The organism is Pseudomonas sp. R151218B TE3479 (assembly GCF_053629195.1).
This window is the reverse complement of sequence record NZ_JBRJHV010000001.1, coordinates 1,000,137-1,016,572: the sequence shown is the minus strand read 5'-3', so window position 1 is coordinate 1,016,572 and position 16,436 is coordinate 1,000,137. Positions and strand designations below refer to the sequence as shown.

Below are 16,436 nucleotides of genomic sequence, written 5' to 3'. Positions count from 1 at the left end.
CCCATGCCTATTACACCCCTTGCCAGTCGTCCCCACGATCACTCCCACTGCGTGCACAGCGCGCTGTCCGAGGCCGACGCCATCTGCGCGCGCCAAGGGTTGCGCCTGACCGCCCTGCGGCGGCGTGTGCTGGAATTGGTCTGGCAAAGCCACAAGCCGCTGGGCGCCTACGACATCCTCGCCGTGCTCAGCGAGCAGGACGGCCGCCGTGCCGCGCCGCCAACGGTCTATCGGGCGCTGGATTTCCTCTTGGAAAACGGCCTGGTGCATCGCATTTCATCGCTGAACGCCTTCGTCGGCTGCAACCATCCGGAGCACGCCCACCAAGGCCAGTTCCTGATTTGCCGCGAATGCCACGCCGCCATCGAGCTGGAACAGAAGTCCATCAGCGATGCCATCATCGCCAGCGCCAAGGATGTCGGCTTCGTGGTCGACACCCAGACCGTCGAAGTGGTCGGTCTATGCTCCGGCTGCCAGGGGGCCTGATGAGCAATGCGTTGATCCGCCTCGAGCAGGTGGCCGTGACGTTCGCCGGGCAGAACGTGCTGGACAACATTCACCTGAGCGTCGAGCCGGGACAGATCGTGACCCTGATCGGCCCCAACGGTGCCGGCAAGACCACCCTGGTGCGCGCCGTACTGGGTTTGCTCAAGCCCGACAGCGGCAGCGTCTGGCGCAAGCCCAGGTTGCGCGTCGGCTACATGCCGCAAAAACTTCACGTCGATCCGACCCTGCCGCTTTCCGTACTGCGCTTCCTGCGCCTGGTGCCTGGCGTGGACCGCGCACGGGCCTTGGCCGCGCTCAACGAGGTCGGCGCCGAACAGGTGATCGACAGCCCCGTGCAAAGTGTCTCCGGCGGCGAGATGCAACGCGTGCTGCTGGCCCGCGCCCTGCTGCGCGAGCCTGAATTGTTGGTGCTCGACGAGCCGGTGCAAGGGGTCGATGTGGCCGGGCAGGCCGAGCTGTATAGCCTGATCACGCGCCTGCGCGACCGCCATGGCTGCGGCGTGCTGATGGTCTCCCACGACTTGCACCTGGTGATGAGCACCACCGACCAGGTGGTCTGCCTCAACCGTCATGTCTGCTGCTCCGGGCATCCCGAGCAGGTCAGCGGCGATCCGGCCTTCGTCGAGCTGTTCGGAAAAAACGCACAAAGCCTGGCGATTTATCACCACCACCATGACCACGCCCACGACCTGCATGGCTCGGTGGTCAGCGCCCCTTCCGCTTCCAATCATGTTCATGGAGATGGCTGCAAGCATGGCTGATTTTCTGTTGTACGCCCTGCTCGCAGGCCTGGCACTCGCCCTGGTCGCCGGCCCCCTGGGTTCGTTCGTGGTCTGGCGGCGCATGGCCTATTTCGGCGACACCTTGTCCCACGCCGCATTGCTTGGGGTGGCCCTGGGATTTTTGCTGGATGTCAGCCCCGCGGTAGCAGTGACCGTTGGTTGCCTGTTGCTGGCGGTGGTCCTGGTGACCCTGCAACATCGCCAGCCGCTGGCGTCCGACACGTTGTTGGGCATTCTCGCGCCGAGCACCTTGTCCCTCGGGCTGGTGGTACTGAGCTTCATGCATGACGTGCGCATCGACCTGATGGCCTATCTGTTCGGCGACCTGCTGGCGATCAGTCCGACAGACTTGTCGTGGATCCTGGGCGGTAGCGCGGCGGTGTTGCTGTTGCTGGTGGCGCTCTGGCGGCCATTGCTGGCCGTCACCGTGCACGAAGAGCTGGCCCGAGTCGAAGGCTTGCCTGTGCTGGGTTTGCGACTGGCGCTGATGCTGCTGATTGCAGTGGTCATTGCCGTGGCAATGAAAATCGTTGGTGTGTTACTGATTACATCATTGCTGATCATCCCGGCGGCTGCGGCACAGCGTCACGCCCGCTCGCCCGAGCAGATGGCGCTCGGCGCGAGCCTGCTGGGCATGCTCGCGGTGTGTGGCGGCCTGGCACTTTCCTGGTTCAAGGACACCCCGGCCGGCCCGTCGATCGTGGTCAGCGCCGCTGCGTTGTTTCTGCTGAGTTTTGTCCTGCCTCGTCGAGGGGTGTAGACTTGCTCGCTTTTTGCGCAAATAGAGAGTCGCAGGAATGAAGCCGTTCGCCTCCCGTTATCTGCTCCTTGTCGCATTTTCCCTGCTACTGGGCGCTTGCCAAAGTACACCGCCGGTCACCCAGGCTCCCGATACGCGGGGTCCGGCCATCGCACAGCTCGAGCAAAGCCTGGCCAGCAATGAGCTGGCCACCGCTGAAGGCCAGCTGGCCGCCCTGCAAGCCCAGTCGCCCGAAGACCGGTCGCTGGAACCCTACCAGCGGCAATTGGCCGAGGCGTATTTGCGCCGCAGCCAGATCGACTTGCAAAAAGGCGACGTAAACGCCGCAGCCACCGCCCTGAGCCGGGCCCGGGCGTTGATGCCCAAGGCCCCAGCCCTTACCGGCGAGGTCAACAGCGCCATTGCCGAAGCCCGCAAGGCCGACCTGGAAAAAGCCGAGGCCGACCTCAAGGCCGCCGAAGCCAAACCGGTTGCCAAAGTGATTGATCCGAGTGCCGAGAGCACCACCGTTGCCCTTAATATCGGCGATATCCAGAAAATGCGGCGCCAACTGGACGCCATTGCCGCTGATGTGGTGAATTATCAGTGCGACGTCAGCATCCAGGCGCCGCGCACCGATGATTATCCGTGGTTAGCGACGTTGCTGACCAAGCGGGTCAAGAAGCTTGATCCGGGGTTTGATCTGAAATTGCAGAAGCAGATTGTGCGCAGTGTGCCGGCGCAAGTCGTGCTGACTCCGCGCAAACCCTAAAAGCATCGCGAGCAAGCTCGCTCCCACAGTAGTCAGTGTCGATCACTAAACTGTGATCACCCTAGATCCAATGTGGGAGCGAGCTTGCTCGCGATAGCGTCTTACTCAGCAACAAATCTCTTTCAGACACTCATCAAGCCGGAATCGCCTTCGCCTTAGGTTCCCGCGCCCACACCCGATGCTGGGCAATCGCATCGAAGAACGCCTGGAACTTGCCAGCATCCGCGTCAGGAATCAGCCCCGCATCCGCCTCCAGCTTCAACAACACCAACAATTGCCGGGCTTCGCCATTCAGCGCGATGGCCTTCAGGTGCTTGTAGGCTTCCAGCAGGTAATGCAACGCTACACCATCGCCGCTCAAGGCCTTGATCGATTCCGCGCCACCCGGTACGAACACCGCGTCGAAGGCAATCGACGGCAAGCCTTCCATGGACGCATCCACCGCCAGTTTCTGCCCATCGGCCGTGGTGACGGGCGCCGAGGTTGGCCCCAGCACTTTGGCGTGGGCGCCCTCGGCCTCCAGGGCCTGCTTGAGGGCATCGATGATCGCCCCATCGACACCGTTGGCTACCAACACCGCCACTTTGCGCGTCTTGATGTCACCGGACAGCAGGTTCGCCTGGCTCAAGGCCGGGGACTCCTCCAGCGATGGCGTCGGAACATCGACAGTGCCCGCGGTCGGTGCTGGCAAGCCGAGGTTTTTCGCTACCCGCCCAGCCAGTTCCAAGTCGATGTTGGCGAGAATCTCATTGACCTGCCGCGCCCGGATGAACTCCCGCTCTACCTTGCCCAACTCAAAGCTGTAGGCGGCGATGATGTGCTCTTTTTCGTGGGGGCTCATGCTCTTGTAGAACAACCGCGCCTGGGAGAAATGGTCGGAGAACGAATCGCTGCGTTGGCGGATCTTGTAGGCATCGATACGCTCTGGATAACTTTCGAAGCCGCCGTCTTCCGGGCCGGGCGGGGTTTCCTTCGGCCAGCCGCCGTCGATGGAGTTCGGCTCGTAAGACGCGCGTCCCTTGTCGATGGTGGTGCGATGCATGGCATCCCGCTGACCGTTGTGCACAGGTGTGATAGCACGATTGATCGGCAGCTCATGAAAATTCGGCCCACCGAGTCGGCTGATCTGTGTATCGGTGTAGGAAAACAACCGACCTTGCAACAATGGGTCGTTGGAAAAGTCGATGCCCGGCACGATGTGCCCGGGGCAGAACGCAACCTGTTCGACCTCGGCGAAGAAATTGTCCGGGTTACGATTCAGCACCATCTTGCCCAGGGGCGTGATGGGCACCAGCTCTTCAGGGATGATCTTGGTCGGGTCGAGCAGGTCGAAGTCAAACTTATGCTCGTCTTCCTCGGCGACGATCTGCACGCCGAACTCCCATTCCGGGTAGTCGCCCATCTCGATCGACTCCCAGAGATCGCGACGGTGGTAGTCGGTATCCTTGCCCGCCAGCTTCTGGGCTTCGTCCCACACCAATGAACATGTCCCGGCTGTAGGACGCCAGTGGAATTTGACGAAGCTGCTTTTGCCTTCGGCGTTGATCATGCGGAAGGTGTGCACCCCAAAACCCTGCATGGTGCGTAGGCTTTTTGGAATGGCCCGGTCAGACATCGCCCAGATCACCATATGAGCCGATTCCGGCACCAGCGAGACAAAATCCCAGAACGTGTCGTGGGCCGAGCCACCTGTAGGAATTTCGTTATGGGGCTCGGGTTTTACCGCGTGGACAAAGTCCGGAAACTTCACCGCGTCCTGAATGAAAAACACCGGCATGTTGTTGCCCACCAGGTCGAAGTTGCCTTCGTCAGTGAAGAACTTCACCGCGAAGCCGCGTACGTCCCGCACGGTGTCGCCGGAACCGCGCGGACCTTGCACGGTGGAAAAGCGTACGAACACCGGGGTTTTCTTGCTCGGGTCCTGTAGGAAACCGGCCTTGGTCAGCGCCGAATGCGCTTCATAGCTCTGGAAGTAGCCATGGGCGCCGGTCCCGCGGGCGTGCACGATGCGTTCCGGGATGCGTTCATGGTCAAAATGCGTGATTTTTTCACGCATGATGAAGTCTTCCAGCAGCGAGGGCCCACGGGGGCCGACGCGCAGGGTGTTCTGGTTATCGGCGATCTTCACGCCTTGGTTGGTGCGCAACGCCTGTTCGGTGGCGTCGGAACGGAACTGTTCCAGGCTTTCGAGCTTGGCGTTTGTGTTGCCGCGATCCAGGGTGTCGGTCCCGGCCAGTTGGCTCTTGTTGACCGTGGGCTTCTTGGTACTCATCAGGCATGACTCCTCTTTACGTTCCTCGCCGTGGCCAGGACTCTTGAGTTCGATGCCGCAGGCACATGACCTCGGCATTTCAAGTGGCTTAATGAGTGACCGACGCCGTTTGGCCGTGTTCCTTTTTTTATGTCCTTTGATCGCGTTATTGCCAAATGACTGGTCCGATCGCAAATAAATGCTAAGAACCTCTATACGGACAGGCTAAAATGCGCGCCCGGCTAACCGCTGATCCTTTTCCAACGCGCCCCACAAGGTTCGCTACGTGATCGAGTTTCAAGACGTCCATAAAACCTACCGGGTCGCCGGTAGGGATATCCCCGCCCTGCATCCGACCAGTCTGACGATTGAGAACGGTCAGGTCTTCGGCCTGATTGGCCATTCCGGTGCGGGAAAAAGTACCCTGCTGCGCCTGATCAATCGCCTGGAAGATTCCACTGGCGGCAAGATCATCGTCGACGGCGAGGAAGTCACCGCCCTGGACGCCAGCGGCCTACGGCGCTTCCGCCAACAGGTCGGGATGATCTTCCAGCACTTCAACCTGCTGGCGTCCAAGACCGTGGCCGACAACGTGGCGCTACCACTGACACTGGCGGGCGAATTGTCCCGCAGCGAAATCGACCAGCGCGTCGCCGAGTTGCTCGCCCGCGTCGGCTTGTCCGACCACGCCAAGAAGTACCCGGCGCAACTGTCCGGCGGCCAGAAGCAGCGCGTCGGCATCGCCCGCGCCCTGGCGACCAAACCCAAGATCCTGCTGTGCGACGAGGCCACCAGTGCCCTCGACCCACAAACCACCGCCTCGGTCTTGCAACTGCTGGCGGAGATCAACCGCGAACTGAAGCTGACCATCGTGCTGATCACCCATGAAATGGACGTGATCCGCCGCGTTTGCGATCAAGTAGCGGTGATGGACGCCGGCGTCATCGTCGAACAAGGCCCGGTGGCCGAGGTGTTCCTGCACCCCAAGCACTCGACCACCAAGCGTTTCGTCCAGGAAGACGAGCAGATCGACGAAAGCGAACAGCGCGACGATTTCGCCCACGTGCCCGGACGCATCGTGCGTCTGACGTTCCAGGGCGACGCGACCTACGCGCCATTGCTCGGCACCGTCGCCCGGGAAACCGGTGTGGACTACAGCATCCTGGCCGGTCGTATCGACCGCATCAAAGACACCCCCTACGGGCAACTGACCCTCGCCATCACCGGCGGTGACATGGAGGCGGCGTTTGCCCGCTTCACCGCGGCCGATGTCCACATGGAGGTGCTGCGCTAATGGAACTGTTGAGCTCATTCTTCTCCAACATCGACTGGCTGGAAATCTGGCTGGCCACCGGCGACACCTTCCTGATGCTGTTCGGTTCGCTGTTGTTCACCGTGCTGCTCGGCTTGCCCCTGGGCGTGTTGCTGTTCCTCTGCAGCCCGCGCCAGTTGCTTGAGGCCCGCGGTGTGTATGCACTGCTGTCGCTGATCGTGAACATCCTGCGTTCGCTGCCGTTCATCATCCTGTTGATCGTGATGATCCCGTTCACGGTATTGATCACCGGCACCTCCCTGGGCGTGGCCGGCGCGATCCCACCGCTGGTGGTCGGCGCGACGCCGTTCTTCGCCCGCCTGGTGGAAACGGCCCTGCGCGAAGTCGACCGCGGCATCATCGAAGCGACCCAGGCCATGGGCGCCACCACGCGGCAGATCATCGTCAATGCCTTGCTGCCGGAAGCCCGTCCAGGCATTTTTGCCGCGATTACGGTGACAGCGATTACGCTGGTGTCCTACACGGCCATGGCCGGTGTGGTCGGCGCCGGCGGTTTGGGCGACCTGGCGATCCGCTTCGGCTACCAGCGTTTCCAGACCGACGTCATGGTGGTCACGGTGGTGTTGCTGCTGGTGCTGGTCCAAGTCCTGCAAACCGTGGGCGACAAACTGGTTGTACATTTTTCTAGAAAATAAGGCCTCGCGGCCAATAAACCATGAGCCGGCCATTCGCTGGCAGGCGCCGAGAGCGGGCGCCTAAAAAGGAGTTAGCTGAATGAAAAAATTACTGGTTGCCTTCGCTGCCGCCGCAGCGTTTTCCGCCCACGCCGCCGACACCCTGACCGTCGCCGCCACACCGGTGCCGCACGCGGAAATCCTCGAATTCGTCAAACCGGCCCTGGCCAAAGAAGGCGTCGACCTGAAGGTCAAGGTCTTCACCGACTACATCCAGCCGAACGTACAGGTTGCGGAAAAGCGCCTGGACGCCAACTTCTTCCAGCACCAGCCGTACCTGGATGAATTCAACAAGGCCAAGGGCACGCACCTGGTGAGCGTGGCCGGTGTGCACTTGGAACCCCTGGGCGCGTACTCCAGCAAGTACAAGGCACTTACAGAATTGCCAGGCGGCGCCAACGTGGTAATCCCGAACGACGCTACCAACGGCGGCCGTGCGCTGTTGCTGCTGGCAAAGGCCGGAGTGATCACGTTGAAGGATTCGAACAACATCTTGTCGACGACCAAGGACATCACCGAGAACCCGAAGGATCTGAAGTTCCGTGAGCTGGAAGCGGCGACCATTCCGCGGGTGCTGACCCAGGTGGATCTGGCGTTGATCAATACCAACTATGCGTTGGAGGCGAAGCTTGATCCTTCCAAGGATGCACTGGTTATCGAAGGTAACGACTCGCCTTATGTGAACATCCTGGTGGCTCGTGAGGATGACAAGGACAGAGAGGCGATGAAGAAGCTGGTGGCGGCGCTGCATACGCCGGAAGTGAAGGCTTTTATTCTTGAGAAGTACAAAGGGGCGGTTTTGCCGGCGTTTTGAGCTGATCGGATGGTGAAAAAACGGGGCTGCGTGGGAATGCAGGCCCGTTTTTTTTGCTCGGAATGTCGAGAAGCTCATGGATAGCTCACTTTCGCCGTCGAGAGAGCGAACCGACTAGGCTTCATAGTCCTATTGCAGCCTGTGCAATTGCCCATGTGTGGACAGTGGACAAAGTGATGGCAAATAGATAGCATTATTATCAGCTAGCAAGGCTTGTTCGTCATCTATCTCGTGTTTCTTCCCTGACCAATGTCACGTTTGCCAGGGCCCGCTTCGAGCTAGACAGGGTTTTGTAGAAAAAAAGAAACTTTTTACAGGCGCTCCATCAATGACAAGAACACAACAATCACATACCGCCCAGTAGTGGTTGTAAACCGGTTAGATGTGGTAATAATCACCGTGCTTATATTAGCTGTTTTGGAAGAGGTCCTAAAAAAATCATGTTATTTTATTGGACACGATTGTTTTTATATCATCTTCCTGACGCGCTCTTCCAGCTCCATTTTATAGTATTACGCTCAACAAACACCGCTCGCTCCGCTCAAGGTGTGCGCAAAGCTATACTTTTTTCGTCTGTAGCTCGACCGTAAAACAATAGGAGTTCCAGTGAAAAACTTTGATCCATTCATGAAAAAATCATGGCTTATCCTAGTAATTAGCGGGGTGGTGATTAGCATTCTACCCTCAACAATATCCTACTCAGTAGGCTTTCTTTTAATAAGTTCAGTCTGGTTAGCCATCTACATTGCCTTTGTTATATTTTCATTGAATAAATTAGCCACCGAAGACGGTCTTCTGAAAACAAAAAAACCTATAACGATTTGGGGCTATATTTGGCGCTCAATTATTGTGTACTGGATTTCATGGATTCTAGCCATGTTCCCAGCCCTCATGATCATTGGGACACAACCGTACCCGTCAAACCCGTCAATTCCTGCTTTCCTTTTTATAAGCACACTTCAAGCGCTGTTCTCCATAATCGTAATATGGGCCATTTTTTCGAACGATAGAAAGTCTCAGATTCGGTGGCTTCTCTCGTTGGGTCGTGGTTATTGATTTCTACTGAATAAAGTCGTTTCGCTTCGTTTAATGGGCTGGATAAAGCCGGCCCACGACAAAGTAGTTATCTCCTAGGGAGTTTTTCCCACAACCAGTTTTATAAAAGCAGGCTAGTGGTTTTATTGTAAGCGATTGAACTCGAATAAAAGCTTGCTTTGAGGAACCATGACTTAGCATTGCTTGTGGGGAGGGAATAAGTCATGAACTTAATTATCAAAAAATTCCGCATTTGCCTGAGCAATCGAGGGCTGTTTATGCTACGACATATAAAAACAAGTAGCGAAAAATGAAGAATATTAGCTTTCAAAGAGTCACTCTAAAATCGCTATCAGGCCTAGAATATTTAAGACCGTTGTATCGCCAGGCACTTCAGCTGAATGTCATTTTTTTGTTTTCATTTCTTATATCGGGTTGTTTGAGCGCCGAGTATATAGACCCCTATCTTACCGATGAAGTTCGACAACACCCTATTTCGGATACAGCCGTTTTTTCAGCGGTTCAATTCTCTGGAAATATCTTGGGGCAAATAATTAGTGTAGACGGTGTTGAGACAAGTTGTTGGAGGGCTGGTTGCCCTGGTTGGGTACGGGTAACGCCGGGGGATCATGTATTCAAGGTAAGATTTAGCATTTTTTACGGTATCAACTCATACAAGCACGGAGAGGACGATTTGCATATAACGCATATGGAAGCTAAGCACGTCTATGACACGGTGTTTACCTATCAAGACAATCAGTTTTCCGTGGCGCCTAGAGACTTGGGTGAGGAACCTGAGTACGGAATGAATGTCGGGCTTAAGGGAGTCAACCAACGATATGTTCCGGTGCTTTTTAAGTGATTCCAGAATTTCCATGTTATTTACACCCTAATAATGCATTATTGAGTTATGCGGGCTGTCGGTAACAAATAACAAACCCGCCACGAAGTGTCGGGTTCGCTTTTATCGACAAATGTTTATCCGCTATCGCGGATCAACGTTATCCAACACCCGGTTCGCCAGTAATGAACTCAATTCAATCAACTGCTGGATGCCGAGAAGGATGTGACGACGCGGACCTTCCAGGTCGAAAGCCAGGTTGCTGACCATCGCGTCGGCTGCCGCCAGGGTTTCGCTGAGGTTGGCGAGGAGGGATTCGTTGTCGGCGTTTTTGGCGACAGTGAAGAGTTGGCCCGGTTGGGACGCATCTTCGGACTTTTCCGGTTTTGGTAGCAGGTAGTGATCCAAGACGCGTTTGGTGGCTTCGTCGTGCTTTTTGGCTTTGGATTTGATGTGCGGTGGGGCTTGGTCCGTTTCCGGAGGGTTTGGAGTTATTTTGAACATAAGCTGGAATCCTCGAGTTAGGCCGCGACCTCTTCCCTACTAAAAGAAGGGTGGCGGCTGTACGCAGGTTAGTAGACCGGGGATTCCAGCATTGCCGGCGCGCCGAAGCGCCCTGCGCACAGCCACCATCAAGGACAGGAATTGGAACACCTGCCTGAGTGGAGAGCTCATGCATCTTGCGGAAAACCTCGGGCTACTAAACCCGACCACTGATGGGCAGTGGCAGGGAAACGATAGAACCCGGGGACAAGGCGCACAAGCGGGCGGATTCTGGCGTAGTTGTAGGCAAAGGCGCAAGGTTGGGTAGCCTGGTGGAAGGGTTGGGGTTGGAGGATAAACGGGTGGCGTTTATTACCTGTAGTTCGGGGATAGAGGGGTGCTTGCGAATGGGCGGCGTGGCTGGTGGGGTTGGTCTGTAGGAATGTGTTTGGCTGGTTTGGGGCTGCTGCGCAGCCCAGCGGGAGCAAGCTCCCTCGCCACAGGGATTGGGGGGGTATAGGAAGTGGGGGCAGTCGCATCGGCGGGAGCGATGCAGCCTTTTTCAGCAATCACTTGCTCCCGCCCCCTATAGCATTTGCCCCTTGTTCGGGCCGAATGAACCATAGGATCTGCTTCATTGTTCAACAACCCCCATGATAAATTCCCCGCCGCGACCTCTAATCAATAGAGGGCATTCAGGGAGAGAAGTAAGTGATCAAGTCTTTGTTGGTTGGGGCATTGCTGGCAATGGCATCAGCATCGGCATCTGCGATGAGTTGCGATAACCCTAGAAACGCCTATGACAGGACATATTGCGCGTCGCTGAAAATGGTTCAGTCGGATCAGGAGATCAATGATCAATACAAGAAGACGATGAGTGCCCTGACCCCGGATCAGAAGAAAAAGGTGAAAGCCGCTCAAATCCAGTGGATCAAAAATCGTGACAGCGCCTGCTCCAACGATGGCCTGCTCTACCTGGACTGTGCCAATGAGAAGACCGAGGCGCGTATCGTCATACTCAAAGCTGTCGAGCGCGAGTGCCGTGCTGCCGGTTGCGACGACGCGAAGCTGTCGCAAGTCGAGTAACCCGTAAACAACGTCGGGCTTGCAGTCGTACCCCACGAAAAACCCGACGTAAAGCGTCGGGTTTTTCATTATCAGTGCTACGCAGCGCCACGCTCGACCATGGCATGCCATGTCTGGACGCTAGGGCGCTCTTGCATCCTGGCGTGCCAGACTCGCAGTGCAGCACACTCATCAGGAACGGGGAGTTGCACCAACGAGGCGAAGATCATGCCGCCCAGTACCGCAATGTCGGCCATCGAAAACTTGTCGCCCGCCACAAAGGGCCGATCTTTGAGAAGGTTGTCGAAATAGCGCATGCCCCTGATCGCCTTATCGCGCATCCGGGCGCCCCACTCGGCATTCTGGTACAGCTCGACATCGGGGCCGAGGCCCGGCGTGGCATGGTGGAAGTACACGCTGACGGCGTCGAGAAACTCGATCTCGGCACGTTTGGTCATCATATGGATGATGCCTTTTTCAACAGGCGTTTCGCCCGTCAGCGTCGGATGACCGTCCAGGCTATCCAGGTACTGGGTGATCGCCGTGCACTCGGCGATCCGCGTCCCATCGCTCAGCTCCAGCACGGGCAGCGTCCCGGAGTAATTGATGGCCAGGAACTCGGGTTTCTTGTGCTCGCCGGCCCAGAGATTCACCGGTACGAATTCGATGTTCGGCAGCAATCCTTTTTCCGCCAGCGCAATGCGGACGCGGGCGGGATAGGGGCCGTTGAACCAATCGTAGATTTTCATCGTAGGAACAGTGGAAACATCAACGCGCTGTTGTGGGGAAGTCATGATTCGAGCACCTGCCTGTCAATTGGTAGGTAAAGATTGAGCCGCCAAATTAGTGCTGTCAATCCCCTACCTGACAATTGGCAGGTAGACGGATCTGCGCGTAGAATCGCCGTTACCTGAGTGAGTCGAATCTCGAAACGAGGCTGCAACGTGAACGAAAATGCTCGAGAAGCCATCTTGGCGGCAGCGAAAGCCGCTGCCCAACTGCACGGTTACAGCGGTATCAATTTCCGCAGCATCGCCGACCAGGTGGGCATCAAGAACGCCAGCATTTACTACCACTTTCCGAGCAAGGCAGGCCTGGCTGCGGCGGTTGCTGAACGCTACTGGCAGGACGCGCTGCGCATGCTCGAAGAGATACGCGCCGCCAATACCGATCCGCAGGCGTGTGTGCGGCTGTACCCCTCCATTTTTCGAAAGTCGCTTGAGGACGGCAACAGGCTTTGTCTGTCCAGCTTCATGGCAGCCGAATTCGAAGACCTTCCCGATGAGGTGTCGCGAGAGGTCAGGGCTTTTGCGGACGTTAACGTGGCGTGGCTCGCCCAGGTGCTGGCAGATGCTGGGACAGGTAGCGCAGAGGAATGTGAACGCCGAGCCCGCGCCATTTACACCGCTGTTGCGGGTGCTCAGTTAATCGCGCGGACTCGGGCGGATGTCGCCCTGTTCGATGATCTGATTTTGAGCTACCGGGAAGCAGGATTGATTCCAGCCTGATCCTGTAAAGCAGATGATGCCGTTTGGCTGTAGGAATGGTTGGGGCCGCTTCGCAGCCCAGCGGGAGCAAGCTCCCTCGCCACGGGGTTTTGGTTCAATTGGGGCCGTGGGTGTAATTCAGTTGTTTGCATTGGTGGCCGGGTGCCACAATCGCCGCTTTCGTTGCGTCACGATCAGGTGGATCAAATGGATGGCCCAAGATCTCGGAACGGCCAAGCTTTTTTCATAGCCGAACAGGTGCGAACTGATCGACTGCAGCAACTGTTTCGCCAATCCGTTTCCGCGGTTTTCGGCAGTTACCTGGCTGCCATCATGCTGAGTTGGCTGTGTTGGGATCGGTTTGAGCACAGCGTTATTCTTTGGTGGCTGGGCATCCTGAGCGTATCGACGTTGTTGCGTATCGCGATGTTCGTCGCCTATTTTCGCAGCGACGAAAGTGAGCGTACGCCTCAACGCTGGGAACGCAGATACTGGGTCACACTGGTGTTATCCGCCAGTATCTGGGGCGGTGGGGCGTTTGTGGTCATGCCGGCGGACGATCTATTGTCCCAGGCCTTGGTCATGCTCTTTACTGTCGGGATGTCCGTCAGTGCGGTGTCTTGCTACTCCGCTTACCGCAATATGACACTCGTCTCCATTGGCCTGGTTCTGTTGCCGTGCACCGCCTGGCTGCTGTTTCAACCATCCGCGATTCAAGTCGGCATGGCACTGTCGATCGTGGTGTTCACCGCATTTGCTGCCCGCGCTACAAGCAAGATGTCCCAGGCATTGGAAACCGCTTTTCGACTCACCCGTGAAATGGAACAGGCGAACAGCATTTCAACCCGCGCAGCCCAAACCGATGAACTGACCGGTCTGAAAAGCCGACGCGCTTTTTTCGAACATGCCCAGCAGCTTTATGACGAATGCAAGACCCACCAGTTGGGGTTGTGCGCGGTCATGTTGGACATGGATCACTTCAAGCACATTAACGACACCTACGGCCATCAGGTCGGGGATCAGGTTTTACGCGAGATGGGGGTGGTCATCAGCTCGTCGTTTCGGGCGACGGACATTCACGGCCGGCTAGGTGGGGAAGAGTTCGCCATTCTGCTTCCGGACACGTCTATTGAGGTCGCCACGCAAATTGCAGAACAGCTCATCGATACGATTGCGGGCTTGATGATAGAGCCTGTTCACTGCATAACCGCCAGCCTTGGCGTCGCGTCGACGGAGGCCTGTAATAAGGATCTTCACGGCTTGATGAACGATGCGGATAAGGCCCTGTATCGGGCGAAGGCGCTGGGGCGTAATCGGGTCGCTGTTGCTTAGTCGGGTTGGCTTTGCATCATTAGCCAGAGTTTGATCCCCTCACGCTCTACGTCACATTCCAGAAGCGGAACGCGGAGCGTCCCTGGCGGCGTTCCCACGCGGAAGCGTGGGAGCCATCGAGAAACCCTGAACACGCGCTCCCCAAAGGCCTGCAGTTGCGCGGGCACTGACCCCCTTGCACCTCCTTCTCCTTGGTTCACCTTGCGGCGGGTGATCTTGCGCTGTCCTAAAAATAAATTCCTTTTCATATCAACAAGTTAATCCAGAAGTGATAATTTTTTGAAAATTTATCTTGCGCGCAAAGTATTTGAGCGTTAAATTTATCTCAACTGGTTAGCGCACAAACATTTAGCGCCGACCAAAACCAAACCCAATCAGCCCATTCAGCAAGAGGAAACACCATGAACGTTCTCTATACCGCAGTCGCAACCTCCACCGGTGGCCGTGATGGCCGTGCTGTTTCCAGCGACAAGATTCTCGACGTGAAATTGGCCACGCCAAAAGCCTTGGGTGGTGCCGGTGGTGAAGCCACTAACCCTGAGCAACTGTTCGCAGCCGGCTACTCGGCCTGCTTCATCGGCGCACTGAAGTTCGTCGCCAGCCAGAGCAAACGCACCATTCCTGCCGACGCTTCGATCACGGCACACGTTGGCATCGGCCAGATCCCTGGCGGTTTCGGTCTGGACATCGACCTGCACATCAGCCTGCCAGGTCTGGATCAAGCCGATGCCCAAGCGCTGGTCGACGCAGCTCACCAGGTTTGCCCGTACTCCAACGCGACACGCGGCAACGTCGACGTCCGTTTGCACGTCACCGTCTAACTCACTCACATACGAATAAAAGGATCAGGACATGAACACTTTCCACAAAACTCTCGTTGGCTCGCTTCTGGCACTGTCCCTCGGCAATGCGTTCGCAGCTTCTTTTGTTCAACCCACGTACGCTGAAGGTGGTTCGGATCGCCTGATCGAAAAACGTGTGGCCGAAGGCGGCTCGGATCGACTGATCGAAAAACGCGTAGCCGAAGGTGGCTCGGATCGCCTGATCGAAAAACGTGTGGCCGAAGGCGGCTCGGATCGACTGATCGAAAAACGCGTAGCCGAAGGTGGCTCGGATCGCCTGATCGAAAAACGTGTGGCCGAAGGCGGCTCGGATCGACTGATCGAAAAACGTGTGGCCGAAGGCGGCTCGGATCGACTGATCGAAAAACGCGTAGCCGAAGGCGGCTCGGATCGACTGATCGAAAAACGTGTAGCCGAAGGTGGCTCGGATCGTCTGATCGAAAAACGTGTAGCCGAAGGTGGCTCGGATCGTCTGATCGAAAAACGTGTAGCCGAAGGTGGCTCGGATCGTCTGATCGAAAACCGTGTGGCCGAAGGCGGCTCGGATCGCCTGATGGAAAACAGAGTGGGCTGAAAAAACTCCTTCACCACTTCAAAGCCGGTCGAATCAACCCATGTTGCTTCCAAAACAAAAACGCCGCTTATCTCTCACGAGGAAGCGGCGTTTTTTGCAACGTATCATCGGCTCCTAAACGATGCTATCCACCACACCACCATCGACACGCAGCGCCGCTCCAGTGGTGGCCGAGGCCTGCTCCGAGCTGGCATAGATAATCATGTTGGCGACCTCCTCGACGCGCGCCGCGCGCTGGATGATCGAAGTGCTACGGTGCTCATTGACGAAATCCGCCGCGACCTTTTCCAGGCTTTCCCCCGTACGCTCGACATCTGCCTGGAGCATCTGGGCGACCCCTTCGGAAAGCGTCGGCCCAGGCAATACCGAATTGACCGTCACGCCCGTACCAGCGAGTCGCTTAGCCAGGCCGCGAGCGATGGACAGTTGGGCGGTTTTGGTGAAGCCGTAGTGGATCATGTCGGCAGGAATGTTCACGCCCGATTCCGACGAAACAAACACAATCCGCCCCCAACCGCGCTCGACCATGCCTTGTGCGTAGGCCCTGGAAACCCGCACGCCCGACATCACGTTGGTTTCGAAGAAACGCTGCCATTCGCTGTCCGGCGTTTCGAAAAAGTCTTCCTGTTTGAAAATGCCCAGGTTGTTGATGACGATATCGAAGCTCCGGTGCTTGGTGATCAGTGCCTGGCAGCCAGACGAGTTGCTGAGATCGCCCACAAAGCCGGTCGCCCTTGAAGCTAGGTTGCCCAAGCGCTGCAGCGCGTCCTCCACGCTGCTCTCGCTACGACCGTTGATGACCACGTGAGCGCCAGCTTCCAGGAAGCCTTTGGCAGTGGCAAAACCGATACCGCTGGTGGACCCGGTGACCAGGACCTGACGTCCGGTGAAATCGATGTTCATGA

General features: G+C 57.1%; 17 protein-coding genes. 13 read left to right on the top strand and 4 right to left on the bottom strand.

Annotated elements, in window-relative coordinates; all coding sequences use genetic code 11:
• Positions 1-3: 3 nt before the first annotated feature.
• The 4 genes from zur to AB7M32_RS04615 are packed head-to-tail and all read left to right on the top strand — an operon-like array spanning position 4 to position 2,800.
• On the top strand, positions 4-486 hold the full coding sequence (zur, locus tag AB7M32_RS04630; protein ID WP_018602776.1) for a zinc uptake transcriptional repressor Zur: 483 nt from the start codon (positions 4-6) through the stop codon (positions 484-486).
• Entirely contained in the window at positions 486-1,268 is a 783-nt protein-coding gene (gene znuC, locus AB7M32_RS04625; protein ID WP_060739886.1) for a zinc ABC transporter ATP-binding protein ZnuC, read from the top strand. The genes zur and znuC overlap by 1 nt, the downstream gene beginning before the upstream one ends.
• On the top strand, positions 1,261-2,049 hold the full coding sequence (gene znuB / locus AB7M32_RS04620; protein WP_003196213.1) for a zinc ABC transporter permease subunit ZnuB: 789 nt from the start codon (positions 1,261-1,263) through the stop codon (positions 2,047-2,049). The genes znuC and znuB overlap by 8 nt, the downstream gene beginning before the upstream one ends.
• Before the next feature lie 37 nt (positions 2,050-2,086).
• Entirely contained in the window at positions 2,087-2,800 is a 714-nt protein-coding gene (locus AB7M32_RS04615) for a PA5502 family lipoprotein (RefSeq protein WP_454249213.1), read from the top strand.
• Between the two features lie 133 nt (positions 2,801-2,933).
• Here the strand turns inward: AB7M32_RS04615 and katE are convergent, their stop codons facing one another.
• Entirely contained in the window at positions 2,934-5,150 is a 2,217-nt protein-coding gene (gene katE / locus AB7M32_RS04610; RefSeq protein WP_454249212.1) for a catalase HPII, read from the bottom strand.
• Between the two features lie 187 nt (positions 5,151-5,337).
• Here katE and AB7M32_RS04605 point away from each other — a divergent pair, with 187 nt between their 5' ends.
• From AB7M32_RS04605 to AB7M32_RS04590, 4 genes are all read left to right on the top strand, one after another.
• Entirely contained in the window at positions 5,338-6,345 is a 1,008-nt protein-coding gene (locus tag AB7M32_RS04605) for a methionine ABC transporter ATP-binding protein (protein ID WP_092167897.1), read from the top strand.
• On the top strand, positions 6,345-7,019 hold the full coding sequence (locus AB7M32_RS04600) for a methionine ABC transporter permease (protein WP_003196204.1): 675 nt from the start codon (positions 6,345-6,347) through the stop codon (positions 7,017-7,019). The genes AB7M32_RS04605 and AB7M32_RS04600 overlap by 1 nt, the downstream gene beginning before the upstream one ends.
• A gap of 79 nt (positions 7,020-7,098) precedes the next feature.
• A complete protein-coding gene (locus AB7M32_RS04595; protein WP_454249211.1) occupies positions 7,099-7,872 on the top strand; it encodes a MetQ/NlpA family ABC transporter substrate-binding protein in 774 nt (257 codons plus the stop codon).
• A 1,345-nt stretch (positions 7,873-9,217) separates the two neighbouring features.
• On the top strand, positions 9,218-9,769 hold the full coding sequence (locus AB7M32_RS04590) for a hypothetical protein (RefSeq protein ID WP_454249210.1): 552 nt from the start codon (positions 9,218-9,220) through the stop codon (positions 9,767-9,769).
• Positions 9,770-9,892: 123 nt separating this feature from the next.
• Here AB7M32_RS04590 and AB7M32_RS04585 read toward each other — a convergent pair whose 3' ends face one another.
• Positions 9,893-10,252: a DUF6124 family protein gene (locus AB7M32_RS04585; RefSeq protein ID WP_454249209.1), complete on the bottom strand. Its 360-nt coding sequence runs from the start codon at positions 10,250-10,252 to the stop codon at positions 9,893-9,895.
• A 690-nt stretch (positions 10,253-10,942) separates the two neighbouring features.
• Between AB7M32_RS04585 and AB7M32_RS04580 the strand changes: the two genes are divergently transcribed.
• A complete protein-coding gene (locus AB7M32_RS04580) occupies positions 10,943-11,317 on the top strand; it encodes a lysozyme inhibitor LprI family protein (RefSeq protein WP_265032331.1) in 375 nt (124 codons plus the stop codon).
• A gap of 77 nt (positions 11,318-11,394) precedes the next feature.
• On the opposite strand, the gene AB7M32_RS04575 is transcribed toward AB7M32_RS04580, so the two are convergent.
• Positions 11,395-12,090, bottom strand: a complete 696-nt coding sequence (locus tag AB7M32_RS04575) for a glutathione S-transferase (RefSeq protein ID WP_454249208.1) — start codon at positions 12,088-12,090, stop codon at positions 11,395-11,397.
• 150 nt (positions 12,091-12,240) lie between these two features.
• On the opposite strand from AB7M32_RS04575, the gene AB7M32_RS04570 reads away from it, so the two are divergent.
• The 4 genes from AB7M32_RS04570 (at position 12,241) to AB7M32_RS04555 (ending at position 15,531) form a co-directional block, all read left to right on the top strand.
• Positions 12,241-12,804 carry a TetR/AcrR family transcriptional regulator gene (locus tag AB7M32_RS04570; RefSeq protein ID WP_454249207.1) on the top strand — a complete coding sequence of 188 codons (564 nt, stop codon included), beginning with the start codon at positions 12,241-12,243 and terminating at the stop codon, positions 12,802-12,804.
• A gap of 186 nt (positions 12,805-12,990) precedes the next feature.
• Positions 12,991-14,115 (top strand): diguanylate cyclase, encoded by a 1,125-nt coding sequence (locus tag AB7M32_RS04565; protein WP_454249206.1) that lies wholly within the window; start codon positions 12,991-12,993, stop codon positions 14,113-14,115.
• A gap of 401 nt (positions 14,116-14,516) precedes the next feature.
• Positions 14,517-14,936, top strand: a complete 420-nt coding sequence (locus AB7M32_RS04560) for an organic hydroperoxide resistance protein (RefSeq protein ID WP_454249205.1) — start codon at positions 14,517-14,519, stop codon at positions 14,934-14,936.
• A 31-nt stretch (positions 14,937-14,967) separates the two neighbouring features.
• Positions 14,968-15,531, top strand: a complete 564-nt coding sequence (locus AB7M32_RS04555; protein WP_454249204.1) for a phage infection protein — start codon at positions 14,968-14,970, stop codon at positions 15,529-15,531.
• 114 nt (positions 15,532-15,645) lie between these two features.
• Here AB7M32_RS04555 and AB7M32_RS04550 read toward each other — a convergent pair whose 3' ends face one another.
• Positions 15,646-16,434, bottom strand: coding sequence for an SDR family NAD(P)-dependent oxidoreductase (locus AB7M32_RS04550; RefSeq protein ID WP_454249203.1), 789 nt, complete (start codon positions 16,432-16,434; stop codon positions 15,646-15,648).
• Positions 16,435-16,436 lie beyond the last annotated feature (2 nt).